General features: G+C 55.6%; 15 protein-coding genes. 4 read left to right on the top strand and 11 right to left on the bottom strand.

Going from position 1 to position 14,398, the window contains the following annotated elements:
* Positions 1-40 precede the first annotated feature (40 nt).
* The 4 genes from DFP90_RS16545 to DFP90_RS16560 all read right to left on the bottom strand — a co-directional run bounded on the left by DFP90_RS16545 (position 41) and on the right by DFP90_RS16560 (position 3,441).
* Positions 41-1,258: an argininosuccinate synthase gene (locus DFP90_RS16545; RefSeq protein WP_115937637.1), complete on the bottom strand. Its 1,218-nt coding sequence runs from the start codon at positions 1,256-1,258 to the stop codon at positions 41-43.
* Between the two features lie 148 nt (positions 1,259-1,406).
* A complete protein-coding gene (locus DFP90_RS16550; protein WP_115937638.1) occupies positions 1,407-1,880 on the bottom strand; it encodes a hypothetical protein in 474 nt (157 codons plus the stop codon).
* Between the two features lie 126 nt (positions 1,881-2,006).
* A complete protein-coding gene (locus DFP90_RS16555; protein ID WP_115937639.1) occupies positions 2,007-2,810 on the bottom strand; it encodes a substrate-binding periplasmic protein in 804 nt (267 codons plus the stop codon).
* Between the two features lie 88 nt (positions 2,811-2,898).
* Positions 2,899-3,441: a hypothetical protein gene (locus DFP90_RS16560; protein WP_147301042.1), complete on the bottom strand. Its 543-nt coding sequence runs from the start codon at positions 3,439-3,441 to the stop codon at positions 2,899-2,901.
* 276 nt (positions 3,442-3,717) lie between these two features.
* Here DFP90_RS16560 and DFP90_RS16565 point away from each other — a divergent pair, with 276 nt between their 5' ends.
* A complete protein-coding gene (locus tag DFP90_RS16565; RefSeq protein ID WP_115937641.1) occupies positions 3,718-4,125 on the top strand; it encodes a hypothetical protein in 408 nt (135 codons plus the stop codon).
* 11 nt (positions 4,126-4,136) lie between these two features.
* On the opposite strand, the gene DFP90_RS16570 is transcribed toward DFP90_RS16565, so the two are convergent.
* Complete coding sequence (locus tag DFP90_RS16570; protein ID WP_115937642.1) at positions 4,137-4,991, bottom strand: LysR family transcriptional regulator; 855 nt, start codon at positions 4,989-4,991, stop codon at positions 4,137-4,139.
* A 121-nt stretch (positions 4,992-5,112) separates the two neighbouring features.
* Here DFP90_RS16570 and betC point away from each other — a divergent pair, with 121 nt between their 5' ends.
* The gene (gene betC / locus DFP90_RS16575; RefSeq protein ID WP_115937643.1) at positions 5,113-6,669 is read left to right on the top strand and encodes a choline-sulfatase; all 1,557 of its coding nucleotides are present in this window, start codon (positions 5,113-5,115) and stop codon (positions 6,667-6,669) included.
* A gap of 188 nt (positions 6,670-6,857) precedes the next feature.
* On the top strand, positions 6,858-7,262 hold the full coding sequence (locus DFP90_RS23220; RefSeq protein WP_181905415.1) for a VOC family protein: 405 nt from the start codon (positions 6,858-6,860) through the stop codon (positions 7,260-7,262).
* 127 nt (positions 7,263-7,389) lie between these two features.
* On the opposite strand, the gene DFP90_RS16585 is transcribed toward DFP90_RS23220, so the two are convergent.
* The 3 genes from DFP90_RS16585 to DFP90_RS16595 form a co-directional block, all read right to left on the bottom strand.
* Entirely contained in the window at positions 7,390-7,752 is a 363-nt protein-coding gene (locus DFP90_RS16585) for a winged helix-turn-helix transcriptional regulator (RefSeq protein ID WP_115937644.1), read from the bottom strand.
* Positions 7,753-7,897: 145 nt separating this feature from the next.
* Entirely contained in the window at positions 7,898-9,088 is a 1,191-nt protein-coding gene (gene rlmN / locus DFP90_RS16590; RefSeq protein WP_218044709.1) for a dual-specificity RNA methyltransferase RlmN, read from the bottom strand.
* 90 nt (positions 9,089-9,178) lie between these two features.
* Complete coding sequence (locus DFP90_RS16595) at positions 9,179-10,117, bottom strand: glycosyltransferase family 2 protein (RefSeq protein ID WP_115937782.1); 939 nt, start codon at positions 10,115-10,117, stop codon at positions 9,179-9,181.
* Positions 10,118-10,333: 216 nt separating this feature from the next.
* Between DFP90_RS16595 and DFP90_RS16600 the strand changes: the two genes are divergently transcribed.
* Complete coding sequence (locus DFP90_RS16600) at positions 10,334-10,531, top strand: hypothetical protein (protein ID WP_115937645.1); 198 nt, start codon at positions 10,334-10,336, stop codon at positions 10,529-10,531.
* A gap of 15 nt (positions 10,532-10,546) precedes the next feature.
* Here the strand turns inward: DFP90_RS16600 and DFP90_RS16605 are convergent, their stop codons facing one another.
* The 3 genes from DFP90_RS16605 to DFP90_RS16615 form a co-directional block, all read right to left on the bottom strand.
* Complete coding sequence (locus tag DFP90_RS16605) at positions 10,547-11,566, bottom strand: 2-oxoacid:ferredoxin oxidoreductase subunit beta (RefSeq protein WP_115937646.1); 1,020 nt, start codon at positions 11,564-11,566, stop codon at positions 10,547-10,549.
* On the bottom strand, positions 11,559-13,445 hold the full coding sequence (locus tag DFP90_RS16610; RefSeq protein ID WP_115937647.1) for a 2-oxoacid:acceptor oxidoreductase subunit alpha: 1,887 nt from the start codon (positions 13,443-13,445) through the stop codon (positions 11,559-11,561). Before DFP90_RS16610 ends, DFP90_RS16605 begins: the two co-directional genes overlap by 8 nt.
* Positions 13,446-13,668: 223 nt before the next feature.
* Positions 13,669-14,124: a hypothetical protein gene (locus tag DFP90_RS16615; RefSeq protein ID WP_115937648.1), complete on the bottom strand. Its 456-nt coding sequence runs from the start codon at positions 14,122-14,124 to the stop codon at positions 13,669-13,671.
* Positions 14,125-14,398: the final 274 nt, after the last annotated feature.

The following is a 14,398-nucleotide window of genomic DNA, read 5'->3' on the forward strand; positions in this document are numbered from 1 at the left end:
GAAGCCCCCTTTTTTAGATTGTTCAGGCAAATGACCCGGATCAGACGCCGTCGATCGGCCCCTTGCGCAGGCGCAGGCGGAGCGCGTTTAGCTTGATAAAGCCTTCCGCATCGCGCTGATCGTAAACATCATCTTCCTCAAAGGTCACCATGGCCTCGGAATAGAGGCTGTTTTCGGATTTGCGGCCGGTGATGATGACATTGCCTTTATACAGTTTCAGGCGCACGGTGCCGGAAACCATTTCATTGGCTTTATCGATGGCAGCCTGCAGCATTTCGCGTTCCGGTGCGAACCAGAAACCGTTATAGAGCAGCTCGGCATAGCGCGGCATTAGCTCGTCTTTCATATGCATGGTGCCACGATCAAGGGTGATCGATTCCATGGCACGGCGCGCATGGAACAGAACGGTGCCGCCAGGCGTTTCATAAATGCCGCGGGATTTCATGCCGATGAAGCGGTTTTCTACGATATCGATGCAGCCAACGCCATTGCGACCGCCCATCTCATTCAGTTTGGTCAGCAGGGCCGCAGGCGTGAGGCGCTCGCCATTGATGGCAACCGGGTCGCCCTTTTCAAACTCGATCAGGACCTCTTCCGGCTTGTCAGGCGCATCAAACGGGCTGACCATGCGGGAAAGCACATTGTCATATTCCGGCTCCATCCACGGATCTTCCAGAACTTTGCCCTCGGAAGAGATATGCAGCAGGTTCGCATCCTGGGAGAAGGGGGCTTCGCCGCGCTTGTCTTTCGGGACCGGGATCTGATGCTTTTCCGCATAATCGATCAATTTGGTGCGCGAAGTCAGGTCCCATTCACGCCAGGGAGAGATGATCTTGATGTCGGGTTTGAGCGCGTAATAGCCAAGCTCGAACCGGACCTGGTCATTGCCCTTGCCGGTGGCGCCATGGGCAACGGCATCGGCCCCGACCTGTTTGGCGATCTCAATCTGTTTCTTGGCGATCAGCGGGCGCGCAATGGAGGTGCCCAACAGATAGGTGCCTTCATAAAGCGCGTTGGCGCGAAACATGGGGAAGACATAGTCGCGAACAAATTCCTCGCGGACATCCTCGATGAAGATCTCCTTGATGCCCATCATTTCCGCTTTTTTGCGGGCGGGCTCCAGCTCTTCACCCTGGCCCAGGTCCGCGGTGAAGGTCACCACTTCACAGCCATAGGTTTCCTGAAGCCATTTGAGGATGATGGAGGTATCCAGGCCGCCCGAATAGGCCAGGACGACTTTTTTCACGCTGTCCGTCATGTTCCGCGTTCCTTGCGTCAGAAAAATTCAAAACGCGCGGAGTATAGGCATTGCCAGCGGTGGGGCAAGCGCTCATGCATTATTTTCTGCGGAGAAAGCGCAAGTTTTTGGCATTTTCTGCGTTTCTCCTTCTGGCTAAACCGAAAATCTATTCCGTCACGATCAATTTGTAGTCCGGTGTGGTATTCAGCGGACAGGAATAAAGATATTCACCAGGCGCCAGATCAACCGCATAATCGCGCGATGTGCCGGAGGTCAGGCCGCCGCCGGAAACACTGGTCTTGGTCAGTTTGTGAAGCGGGTTCTTCCAGTCATAATCCTTATCCCGGATCCAGAAACCCAATTCATAGGGCACATCCCGGTTGGTGACCCGGAAAGTATAGCGCCCGGCTTTCAGGGTTATGGGTTTGGCGCTTTGCAGGCGACCTGTACCTGTCTTGGCATTGATCGCTTCGCAATCGGCCTTCTTGCTGCTCTTATATTGATGATCCACGCCATTTTCCGATTCAATGAACTGGCAGGCAGTCTGGGTGAGGGTGATAACATCGGCGGCATTTGCCTGAGCGGAAGGTAAGAGGAAGGTAAGTGCGAAAAACGGAATGGGTAGAGCTTTTATAAGCATGATCGGCTATCTCCAACGCGGATTCTTTTACTGCCGGAAGATGGGCAGCGGAGGCCTGCCAGACAATTCAATCCGTTGTCACATTGATGTGACAGATCTGTGTGGGTTTGTATCGGCCGAAGCTCTTCAGAATAACTGTTGGAAATTTTCCCGGATACGTCGATAGGTGCCGTCCTGATGCATTGTGCTCAACTGGCTGTTAAACTGATCACGCAAACCGCTGTCCCGGAAGCCGACGAACCACCAAAGCGCATTGTCGCCAGGAAAGGCGGCATAGCGTGCGGTGACTTCATGGGGAACACCCGCTTCGCGCTGTAAAACCTGGACCCACCATTTCAGCAGAGTATCGTCAATTAAGATGGCCTGGCAGCCGCCCTTCAACCATTGTCGGACCTGTTTTTTCTGAAGCGCAAATTCACGATAATCGGAGAAGAAGGGAATGGTCTCGTCAAAGGGAGACCCAAGATTTTCTCTCGCGTTCTGCCAGGCGCAGACCGAATGCCCGCGCAGGTCGGGCCAGTCCTGAAAACTAATGTCATCCCGCTCGTGGGTGACGACATAATTGCGGTAGGCAATGAAAGGGCTGGAATAATAGATTGACGGATCGGTGGGCTGAACCTCGACGGCGACATCGACATTTTGGTGTTTGAGTGCAATTTCAAGGCGCTTATTGGCCCCAAAAGACGGGACGAATTTGCGGCCCATGCGGTTAAAGATTTCGCGGGTCAGCTCGACCGATATGCCGGTTTGGTTTTCTTCCATGACATAGGGCGGCCGGGAGATGCCGAATATGACGGAAAGCACCTCATCCGCCCTTGCGGCCGGGGCTAAAACACTAACCATCACAAGGACGAAAAGCGATAACCGTCTTGTAGACAAGACGAACAGGGGGCGGCCGGGCCGGGAATTGAAGGCGGGTCCATTGCGCATATGCGAAAACTATAACGCAAACACCGCCGGAAAAACAGTTTCGGGAAAGGAAGGCCTTATAATCGGTCTTGCAGGCATGCCCAGTGCGTTAATGGAGGCTTTGCCGGTGTGACGCTTCCGATTTGGCCAACGATGTTTCGGTTGTCTGTGATGCCGGATCGGAGATTGCCGGGATCCAGTCGCGGAAAGGAACGGCGTGCCCAGCCTGTTTCATGGCATCAGACCAGGATTGGATCATCGGCATGGCGATGCGCAGCGCCGCCGGCTGGATCAGACTTTCCAGCGCGGTCTCAGCGAGACCGATTTGATCTCGCTGGCAGAGAGCCAGGGCCTCCATTATCAGGAATTCCTCCTCTGAGATGCCCGGACAATGCACGCATCTTATGTCGATCGGTGCTTGCAGGCCTGACACCAGAACGCTCATGAAACCATCCATGTCGGCCATGGCCCGCGGTGCGCCCGCCAGTTTATAGGCATCACGCAGCAATTGCTGGGGGTGCTTGCCGCGCCGGAAAAAATCCGCCCAGAACCGCACGCTCCACAGGCACAGCTGTTCAGAGAAAGTCATGTCTTTAAGGTGCGGAACCGCGCGCAGGCGGGGCATCTCGGAAGGGTGTGCGGTAGATTTCATTGATCTGGATCACTTTTTGCCAAAGTTGTTAAGAATTATTCTCAACTATATTGACATTAATAATCACTCGCAACAATAATCAAGCCTAGAAACCGCATCCTTACGAGTCTTGAAATCGTCATGAAATCTCCACAAAGTCGAAACGACCTAACCCTATATCCACCCCGCGGCCGGATCTCTCTGAGCCGATCTCATGGAAAGGGTAATGCTGTGTGGCAGGAATCCTCTACTGGCTCTTTGATACTGGACCCTACTTCGGGTCTTTTGGTCACCGCCATGCGTCTCTGGCAGGATGGCCGGCGCAACTGGCATCTGGTTTCGCGTGAATTCCGGTCCCTGATGGGTTCCGAGAAAGGTGGCTGGGCGCTGGAACATTTTGAATCGATGATGGCGGCGATCCTGAACCATGCCAATCGTGAACTTTCCATATCCAACCCGGGTCAAGCCGCGCTCTCGCCGGATGAATTGCTGATTTTAAGGGCGTTGGCGGCTGTCCAGCGTGACGAATTTGATATCTTTGCCACCGCCATGCAGGGGCTTTTCGATCCCATGCACCGGGCGGAGCCGGCGGTGGACATGATGGCGCTGGCCCGTCTGATGGGTCGCTGCGGTGTGACCATCGGCAATGTGCCGGCGGAAACCGGCGATTATCTGGCGATGCCGGATCTGGTGGCTGCCGAATAGGAAACCTGCGGTTAACCGAGGCGTTCGGCTATGCGATACAGCTCGTCAAGGGCGGTCCTGACGGGACCTGTTTCGCGGATCTGGTCACCAACCACCACATAGACCGGCTGTTCAATCACCGGTGCCTCCTCAATGATGCGGCAGCCATGGCGCTCGACCAGCATCTGGGCGGTGCGTTGTGGAAAATACCCGCAGCCGCCACGTTCCAGAATATGGTCGACGGCCATTGAGCCCAGCCCCACTGAAACCGCAGTGGCCTGCAAATGGGGCAACAGTTCCAGGTGCCGATTCTTGAAATGCGGGCTCCAGTCGATGAACACATAATCATCGGCCGTAACATCGGACAGGGCCGCAGGGCCTGCGCCGATCATTAAATATCGTTCCGTGAAGAGATTTTCCACCAGCAGGCCGGGCAAGGCGCGCGGAATGTAAATGACGCCGATATCCAGGGTGCCGTCGGAAAGCTGCTGCAGTACGCTTGGGGAATAGTCCGCCTCGATATAGACCGCGATATTGGGGTGGTTGTCGCGCATGGCAGCCAGCCAGTCGCGGACAAAGGCGTCGCGCAGGCTGGGCTGGGTCGCAAGACGCACCGACGCGGCCAGCCCTTCCGGTAGGGCCAGTTCCTGCCGGGCCTGGTTCCAGATCTGGCGCAGTCTTGTGGCATGGGGCAGAAATTTGAACCCGGCGGCGGTAGGTTCCGCCCCGAACCGGCCGCGATGGAATAACGGTGATCGCACCGCCTCTTCCAGGGCGCGGATTCTTGCGCTCACCGTGGACTGGGTGACATTAATCCGTTCTGCCGAGCGGTTGAAATTCCGAGTTTCCATCACATCGAGGAAGGTTTCCAGATAGTTGATATTCATCTTCTCGTCACCTTGATTTCATATCAATCGGATAAGCCGATTATATAGCGCAAATTAATTCGCTTTAACAGTTGCAACATTTCCGTATCCTTTGTTCAACTCAAAACAAGGAGACAGGACAATGACCGCAACCAAGGGCATGAATATCCTGGTGATCATGGCCGATCAGCTGAATGGCTTTTCGCTCGGCTGTTATGGCAACCCGGTTGTGAAGACCCCAACCTTTGACAAATTGGCGGCGGAAGGGGTTTTGTTTGAAAACGCCTATGTGAACAGCCCGCTTTGTGCGCCGGCCCGTTTCACCATGATGGCGGGCCAGCATGCGTCGCGCATCAAGGCCTATGACAATGCGGCCTATTATCCCTCCAACGTTCCGACCTTCGCCCATTACCTGCGCGCCATGGGCTATCAGACCTGCCTGTCGGGCAAGATGCATTTTATCGGTGCCGACCAGATGCATGGCTTTGAAGAACGTGTGACCACCGATATCTACCCTGCTGATTTCGGCTGGGTGCCTGACTGGGAATCGGAAGAGCGTATCGACTGGTGGTATCACAATATGATGTCGGTCAAGCAAGCAGGCGTGGCCGAAGCCACCAACCAGCTGGATTTTGATGACGAAGTGGCGTTCCAGGCCCGGCGCAAGCTCTATGATTATGCCCGGGCGCAATCGTCCGGTGTGGACCAGCGGCCTTTCTTCCTGCTGGCCAGCTTCACTCATCCCCATGACCCTTATGCCACGCGGCAGAAATATTGGGACATGTATGATAATGCGGAGATCGACCTGCCCAGGGTTCCGGCGATGGATTATGCCGACATGGACCCGCACAGCCAGCGCCTGCACCAGGTTTCCGACATTGGCGCAGTGGATATCACCGAACAGGATATCCGCAATGCCAGGCGCGCTTATTACGGCAATATCACTTATGTGGATGAACAGGCAGCCAGCCTGTTGAAGGTTCTCGACGAAACCGGTATGCGCGACAATACGATTGTTGTCGTCATTTCCGACCATGGTGACATGCTGGGTGAGCGGGGCCTTTGGTACAAGATGAGCTTCTTTGAAGCCTCCTGCCGGATCCCGATGATTGTCTCGGCCCCGAAACTGTTCGGGTCCAAACGGGTAACCAATGCAGTTTCCCAGATGGATTTCCTGCCGACCTTGATGGATCTTGCGGAATTGAGTGGGTCAGAAGAGAAGCCGGAAGTTGTGGAGCCCCTTGATGGGCGCTCCCTGCTGCCGCTGCTGGAAGGGGCTGCGATCGATGACCCGGATGAGGTGATCGGTGAATATATGGGCGAGGGGGCCATCGCCCCGGTCCTGATGATCCGGCGCGGCAAATACAAATACATCCATTGCGACGCCGACCCGGTCCAGCTCTATGACCTGGAGGCCGACCCCAACGAGCTGACCAACCTGGCGGAAGACCCGGCCCATTCGGAACGCAAAGCCGCGTTCGAGAAGGAAGTTTACGAGCGCTGGCAGCCGGAAGAGCTGCATTGGCAGGTTCTGCAGGATCAGAAAAAGCGCCGTCTGCTTTACAATGCGTTGAAAACCGGTCGGTTCCAGCCCTGGGATTATCAGCCGGGCCGCGACGCCACCCAGCAATATATGAGGAACCATCTGGATCTCAACGATCTGGAGCGAACCTCCCGTTTCCCTGCGCCAAAAGCCTAAAAACAGCACGGGCTTGAGGTTGCAAACTGGAGAGGCTGCCCTGAGGGGCAGCCTTTTTTCTTTTGTGCTGAAAAATTATGGAGAAGGATTGATGCGATACAAAGTTTGTTGGACGAAACGTTGAAAGATCGAAATTTTCACATATATGACAAAGGGTTAAATGATTTCAGGAAGTGGAGATACCTTAAGTGACCTCAATACCGAAATCCGCTGTTTTAAGGGTGGCGCGCCCCACCGATAACCTGCAACAGATTACCGGGATGTATCTGGGCGGGCTGGGCTTCAAATTACTGGCGTCCTTTGAGGGGCATAACGGATTTGATGGCACTGTCCTGGGCCATGAAAAACACAATTACCATCTGGAGTTTACCCATCATCACGGCACGACGGTGGGCAGGGCACCAACCCAGGATAACCTGCTGGTCTTTTATCTTCCTGATGAAGAGGCATGGCAGCAGCAATGTGATCAGATGATCAATGCCGGATTTGTTCAGGTCCCGTCCTATAACAGTTATTGGGATGACTGCGGGCGTACCTTTGAAGATCCGGACGGATACCGGGTGGTGTTAGCGAAACGGGATTGGGCTGCTTGAGCATGCTTTCTTGGGGGGGCTGAATAAAACGGTCGAAGGAATTCCAGTCATTAAAACAGGAAAATGCGGTTCAGCGCGGATAGGGATATTGGCTTGGATTAGCTCTCAAATGACGTGCTTTTGAGTGTCAGTCAGTTTTGGTGCTTTCCAGTGCTTTGCCCCATTGAACCGCCCATCGGCCCATAGGCACCAACAATTCAAAAAGCTCTTTGCCCAGCGGCAGGGCCTGGTAGCCACATTCACCATGATCAACCAGGCCGGCTGCGCGCAATTCCTTCAACCTCGTGTTCAAGACGGTGGGGGAAAGGCCGTCGCAATAGGCCTGCAATTCGCGAAATGTTGAAGGGCCCTGTTTGTTGAGCGCCCACAAAATCCCCATGGCCCAACGCCGCCCCATCAGGTCAAACAGCGCCATGATCGGCTCACCGGTTTTTGACCCCCGGACCGGCTGGCCCGGCCTCGGGATCGGTTTAGTCTTTTTCTCGTTCATGGTCCCTGTCGTCGTAATCTTCAATCGCTACTGAATTTATAGCATGAAGATGGGAGGGAGCAAGCTTACGCTTGCGGACGCTGAAGCGCGTCAGCCTTCGGCTCAATGGCTGGAGCTGGTAAGTCTCTGAGAAAACTAATGGGGATTAAACCGGTAATGCGATCCCGGCGGCTTCTTCCTTTTCCCGGCGCATGGCTTCCATAGCCATGCGTTCGCGCTTCCCGATGCGTTCGCTTTCCGATTTCAGCTGGCCGCAGGCGGCCAGGATATCGCGGCCTCTAGGCTTGCGGATCGGCGCGGAATAGCCTGCATTCCAGAGGATGTCGGCAAATTTCTTAATCTGCGCATCGTCGGAACATTCATACGGGCTGCCCGGCCAGGCGTTGAACGGGATCAGGTTGAATTTCGACGGAATGCCCTTGATCAGCTGGACGAGGCGGCGTGCATCCGCTTCCGAGTCATTGACGCCTTTCAGCATCACATATTCCCAGGTCACCCGGTTGGAATTGCCCAGGCCCGGATAGTTGCGCACCGCTTCCATCAGGGTTTCAATATTATATTTGCGGTTGATCGGCACAATGTCGTTGCGCAGCTCGTCATGTACCGCATGCAGGGAAACCGCCAGCAGGGCACCGGTCTCTGCACCGACCCGTTCCATTTCCGGAACTACGCCCGACGTGGACAGGGTCACCCGGCGCTTGGACAGCTGGATGCCGTCCTCGGCCATGATGACTTTCAAGGCCTTGATCACATTATCGGTATTATAGAGCGGTTCGCCCATACCCATCATGACGATGTTGGTCAAACGGCGGTCCTCGCCCGGGCTCGGCCATTCGCCAAGCTCGTCCCGGGCCAGCATCACCTGGCCGACAATATCGCCGGGGGTCAGGTTCCGGACCAGCTTCTGGGTGCCGGTATGGCAGAATTTACAGGTTAAGGTACAGCCGACCTGGGAGGAAACGCATAAGGTGCCGCGATCGCCATCAGGGATGAAGACGGTTTCCGCTTCATTGCCATCTTCATAGCGCAGCAGCCATTTGATGGTGCCGTCTTCGGATTTTTGCAGGGTGGTCACCTGCGGCCGGTCCATGCGGTAAAGCTCTTTCAGTTTGGAACGCAGGGGCTTTGCCACATTGGTCATATCGTCGAAATCAAGCACGCCGCGGTTATAGATCCATTGGAAGATCTGCTGGGCACGGAATTTTGGCTCGCCGAGTTTTTCCATCTCGGCGATGATGTCGTCCTTGCTCATCCCAATCAGGTTGGGACGCGGATCGGGGGCGGGCGCATGGGCACCGCCCGGCATGAAATCGGTCAGATTGGCTGTGTTTTCCATAATGGCGCCCCATATAGGCGTTTTAGCTTTCGCTGTAAAGCCCGGAAAACCGGGGGTTGGGACTCAAATATTGCCCCGTTCGGTGTGTCTTCAGCCCTGACTGGATATTGTCAGATGGGCCAGACGTTTCATTTCCAGGCGCTGTTTGGCGACCGAGTCCAGGATAAACCCGCTGGTCAGGCTAAGCAAAGCACAAATGCCGATACCGGACGCCAGGATCGCGGTCGGGATCCGCGGCACCAGGCCGGTTTCCAGATATTCCAGGATCACCGGTAGCGCGGTCAGTCCCGAGATCATGGCCAGGATCAGGGCGATGATCGAAAAGAAAGCCATGGGGCGGTAATCCTTGAACAGCCGGACCATGGTCATCAGGATGCGCCAGCCGTCCCTGTAGGTGCTGAGTTTGGATTCGGTTCCTTCCGCACGCTCGAAATAAGGGGTTACAATCTCTTTGGTCGGCAGGTTGAGGCTGAGCGCATGGATGGTCATTTCAGTTTCGATTTCAAAACCGGCGGACATGACCGGGAAAGATTTCACAAACCGGCGGGAAAAACCGCGATAGCCGGACAGCATGTCGGTAAAGCCGCGGCCGAAGAAATAGCGCGCCGTGCTGGTCAGGGCCCAATTGCCGAAGCGATGACCGGACCGGTAGGTCTCCTGGCCTTCAACCGATTCACGGCAGCCCACCACCATATCCACGCCGTCATCATGCAGCGCGGAGAGAAGTTTGGGCGCGCTCTCGGCGTCATAGGTGGCATCGCCATCGGCCATCAGGTAATAATCGGCATCGATCTGGACGAACATGGAACGGACCACATAGCCTTTGCCCTGCATGCCTTCACGCCGGACGACGGCCCCGGCTGCACGGGCTTCCTCAACCGAATTGTCCTTGGAATTATTGTCAAAGACATAGATCTGTGCGTTGGGGAGGACGGTCCTGAATTGCTGCACAACCTTGCCGATCGCACCTTCTTCATTATAGCAAGGCAGTAAAACGGCCACGCGGCACTGTTCCAGCGGTTTATCCATGATCTCCATCCAAAACTGTCAGTGATCTTTGTATAGCGATTGTCGCCACGCCAGGCAATTGAAAGATGTGTAACGGACCAATGGTGCGGGTTGTGAAGAAAATTTACGGCAGGTCCGCCGATTTGATATAGAGCATATGGTCAAGCCGGTGAGTGGTGTTATGATGACTTCATCCCGCCAGAGGATTGATATTGAACTGTAAAGTGAGGCTGAGCTATGGATGAAGTGGATTATAACGCGGAGATCGCACTGTTGATCAATGAAATGCAGGGCGAACCGGAAGACATCCATGAAATCCAGATGCGACTGCGTCAGATGATCTCCACCATGCGCGCCGAAGGCCTGCCAGTGCCGGAAGATATTAAAAAGCTTGAGGCGGAACTGGATAAGGCGCTGTCAGGCGAGGCTGACTAGGGCAGCGTATCCCACCTAGCCGACGGTCCAGGTATGGCCAGCCTCTATCAAATTTTGTAATTTTTTAATGCTGGGATTTCTCCTGCCCATGACGTCGGCAATCTGCTGGTCGAAGGCTGCAGTGGGGGCACAATAGATCACGCCCATGGCCACGGGTAAGTCAGGGCCTTCCATGGCGGCCAACATCCCTGCCATGACCCGGTCGGTTTCATCATGGATCAGGATGTCGGCTTCGGTCACACCGTTTTCACCGATCGTAACGGCTTCCAATTGTAATTTCCCGGGTTTCAGGCGCAGGCCTTTCTTTGCTTCCCTGCCAAAGCGCATGGGCTGACCGTTTTCCAGATGGATCTGGGCGTCATCGGCCTTGTCCTTGTCCATAATATGGCCAAAGGCACCATCATTATAGACGATGCAGTTTTGCAGGATTTCGACGAAACTGGCCCCTTTATGCGCGTGGGCGCGTTTCAGCGTCTCGCTCAACTCCTTGATCCGCACATCGCCGCCGCGCGCCACAAACCGCGCGCCGGCCCCCAACGCAAAGGGAATGGCATGGGCCGGTTGTTCCATCGCACCGGCAGGCGAGGATGGCGTGCGCAGGCCCGCGCGGGATGTCGGTGAATACTGCCCCTTTGTCAGGCCGTAAATCTCATTGTTGAACAGCAAATATTGCACATCCACATTGCGCCGAAGCAGGTGAAACAGATGGTTGGCGCCAATGGATAGGGAATCCCCGTCGCCCCCGACAATCCAGAGATCCAGATCCGGATTGGCCAGCTTGACACCGGTTGCCACCGCCGCCGCGCGTCCGTGGATGGTGTGGAAGCCATAGGTCTTCATGTAATAGGGAAATCGCGCGGCACAGCCGATACCGGAAATAAAGACAGTGTTTTCCGGCCTGGCCCCGATATCGGCCAGTGTTTTCTGCACACCTTTCAGGATCGCATAGTCACCACAGCCGGGGCACCAGCGCACATCCTGGTCGGTGGCGAAATCCTTGGGGCCGAGCGGTTTCATCGGGCTGGTTTCATTCATCGTCGGATCCTTCCAGCAGGGCGGCCGCGGCGGTTTCGATCTCATGCACCTTGAAAGGTTTGCCGGTGACCTTCCTGAGGCTGGTTGCTTCCAGTAACAATTCCGCGCGCAGGAATTTAAACAGCTGGCCGTCATTCATTTCCGGGATCAGAACATGATCGAAACGATCCAGGATATCGGCAAGATTGGCCGGAAGGGGCCAAATATGGCGCAGATGAATGTGCGAGACGGCCAGGCCGGTTTCATTCATGTTGCCGACGGCCCGATGGATCGGTCCGAAGGTGGACCCCCAGCCCAGGATCGCAAGCACGCCTTGCTCTGGCCCGCGGCAGATTTCCTGAGGCGCGATGTCATCGGCGATGCCAAGGATCTTGTTGCGCCGGAAATCGGTCATTTTTTGGTGATTATCCGGATCATAGGAAATATTGCCGGTGACATCCGCCCGTTCGATCCCGCCGATCCGGTGCATCAATCCGGGGGTGCCGGGCACGGCCCACGGCCGGGCGAGCGTTTCCCCGTCCCGGTCGTAGGGATGGAAATCGGTGACTTCGGTCACGATCCGTTCCTTGGCAAAATGCTCGTAATCCTTTTCCAGGTCCGGAATGCGCCAGGGTTCGGAAGCATTTTGCAGATAGCCGTCGGTTAACAGCATGACTGGGGTCATGTATTTGGTGGCCAGGCGTACCGCCTCGATGGCCACATCAAAACAATCGGAAGCGGTCCTGGCGGCCAGCACCGGCATGGGGGCATCACTGTTGCGGCCGAAAACCGCCTGAAACAGATCCGATTGCTCGGTTTTGGTCGGCAGGCCGGTCGAGGGGCCGCCCCTTTGGGCATTGACAACAACAAGCGGCAGTTCGGTGGCAATGGCCAAGCCCAGTGCCTCGGTTTTCAAAGCGATGCCGGGGCCGGAACTGGAGGTAACCCCCATCTTGCCAGCATAGGACGCGCCGATCGCGGCACAGGCGGCGGCGATCTCATCCTCGGCCTGGAAGGTCAGCACGTCATGGTCACGCATCTTTGAAAGCACATGGAGAAGCTGAGAGGCAGGGGTGATCGGATAGGAACAGAAAGTCATGCCCAGATCGGCCATCCGGCATCCGGCGGTCAGGCCCCAAGCGAGAGCTTCCGCCCCGGTGATATTGCGGTAGAGGCCCGGCGGGATGTCGGCTGGCGGCACATGATAAAGTGGTAATTCGGCAGAGATCTCTGCCGTTTCACCAAAAGCGTGCCCGGCCTTCAATGCGGCTTTGTTGGCAGCCAGGATGTCGGCTTTGCCGGCGAATTTTTCCTCCAGCCAGCGAAGTGTTGTTCCGGTATCGCGCTCAAACATCCAGAGCACCAGGCCCAGGGACCAGAGGTTTTTCGTGCGCAGGGCTTCCTTGTTGGAAATATTGCAATCCGCGACCGCATCCTGGGTCAGTTTCTGGATATCGAGCGGAATGATCCGATAAGCATCCAGGCTGCCATCTTCCAGCGGATTGGCCTCATATCCAGCCTTGCGCAGGTTACGGTCGGTAAAGGATCCGGCATCGGCGATGATCAGGCCGCCACGGCGCAGATCGTTGAGATTGGTGATTAGGGCGGCGGGATTCATTACCACCAGCACATCCACCATATCACCGATGGTACGGATCTTTCGGGCACCGAAATGAATCTGGAAGGCGGAAACGCCATAGGTGGTGCCGACGGGGGCCCTGATTTCCGCCGGGAAGTCTGGAAAAGTGGCCAGGTCATTCCCGGCAACTGCGGTCGCCAGGGTGAACTGCCCGCCGGTCAGTTGCATGCCGTCACCGGAATCGCCGGCAAAGCGGACAACGGCTGACTCAAGCGCGTCACTATGGTCTGGGTTCGGTACAGTATTTGATGATCCGTCCATATCGGAACTCCTGCCCTGATCCGCCCGGCGGTTAGCTTTTTGATTTCCACCGATGTCTTAGAGATTACATGGTGATTTGCCCAAGCGCCAACAAGGGAATTGCCCCGGCCGGAGTTTTTCACCCCGGCCAGGGGAATCAGGACAGTTTTATATCTTGAAAGGATTGGCGGTGCGACGGTGCCATCGCAATGGCGGGCAGATCCTATTTTTGCGGATCAGTTTGTCAGGCCATGTCCTCGCGCAGGGTGGATACCCGGCCCAGCAGGGTCAGCGCGCGCGTGGCATTATTGACAGCGGTGAAATTGTTGCTGCCCATGCTGCCTGCTAACTGCATTTGCCAGTCCGCTAGATAGTTGCGCGGCAGATTTCTGGACTGGTTCGACCGGCTTTTAGGGGCACTCATCAGAATATCGTAATCATGATAACTTATGGCATCTGCATCAAACAGCAGATCCGCCAGCCGCTGATTCTGGGACGGGCTCATCTTGGTCGGATCAAATTCCTTGGCCGCCAGGATAAAAGCGGCTTCTTGGCTCATGGTGATGATGTCGGCATCTTCATGAGCGGGGGCCGGGAATGGTTCCAACGGGTTTGCAGGCACACCCGGCGGTGGCGGCAGCTGGGCTTTGTAGCCCTCGGCGCCGCCGATAATATTGGTAAATAGGTTTACCAGCTTCATGGTCTCTCTCCTGTGCTCCGCAATCCGACTCGCAGGATTCGTGCCAAAGGAAGAATCGAAGGTGAATCAACAAATTACCATTGCAGTTTTTCTAAGGAGGCAGTTTCAACCGGGCAAAAATGAGATGGCCTGACCCCTTGATGGCAATTCATGCCGCCAACCGGGCTCAAGAAAAAGTCATCATTGGCCTATTGGGACGATGCGGATCGTTAACCGTTTGGTGATGCTTGCCTGTTAACTTGTGAGAAATCTAACCAGAGGCGTTGGGGAAATT

Origin of the sequence: Aestuariispira insulae (genome assembly GCF_003385955.1) — a bacterium.
Taxonomy (GTDB): Bacteria; Pseudomonadota; Alphaproteobacteria; order UBA8366; family Aestuariispiraceae; genus Aestuariispira; species Aestuariispira insulae.

Coding starts and splice junctions, on each gene's coding strand:
- DFP90_RS16565 (WP_115937641.1), top strand. CDS start 3,718: ATGCGTCTCTGGCAGGATGGCCGGCGCAACTGGCATCTGGTTTCGCGT.
- DFP90_RS16555 (WP_115937639.1), bottom strand. CDS start 2,810: ATGCGCAATGGACCCGCCTTCAATTCCCGGCCCGGCCGCCCCCTGTTC.
- DFP90_RS16585 (WP_115937644.1), bottom strand. CDS start 7,752: ATGAACGAGAAAAAGACTAAACCGATCCCGAGGCCGGGCCAGCCGGTC.
- DFP90_RS16605 (WP_115937646.1), bottom strand. CDS start 11,566: ATGAATGAAACCAGCCCGATGAAACCGCTCGGCCCCAAGGATTTCGCC.
- DFP90_RS16600 (WP_115937645.1), top strand. CDS start 10,334: ATGGATGAAGTGGATTATAACGCGGAGATCGCACTGTTGATCAATGAA.
- DFP90_RS16545 (WP_115937637.1), bottom strand. CDS start 1,258: ATGACGGACAGCGTGAAAAAAGTCGTCCTGGCCTATTCGGGCGGCCTG.
- DFP90_RS16610 (WP_115937647.1), bottom strand. CDS start 13,445: ATGGACGGATCATCAAATACTGTACCGAACCCAGACCATAGTGACGCG.
- DFP90_RS16560 (WP_147301042.1), bottom strand. CDS start 3,441: ATGAAATCTACCGCACACCCTTCCGAGATGCCCCGCCTGCGCGCGGTT.
- DFP90_RS16570 (WP_115937642.1), bottom strand. CDS start 4,991: ATGAATATCAACTATCTGGAAACCTTCCTCGATGTGATGGAAACTCGG.
- betC (WP_115937643.1), top strand. CDS start 5,113: ATGACCGCAACCAAGGGCATGAATATCCTGGTGATCATGGCCGATCAG.
- DFP90_RS16615 (WP_115937648.1), bottom strand. CDS start 14,124: ATGAAGCTGGTAAACCTATTTACCAATATTATCGGCGGCGCCGAGGGC.
- rlmN (WP_218044709.1), bottom strand. CDS start 9,088: ATGGAAAACACAGCCAATCTGACCGATTTCATGCCGGGCGGTGCCCAT.
- DFP90_RS16550 (WP_115937638.1), bottom strand. CDS start 1,880: ATGCTTATAAAAGCTCTACCCATTCCGTTTTTCGCACTTACCTTCCTC.
- DFP90_RS16595 (WP_115937782.1), bottom strand. CDS start 10,117: ATGGATAAACCGCTGGAACAGTGCCGCGTGGCCGTTTTACTGCCTTGC.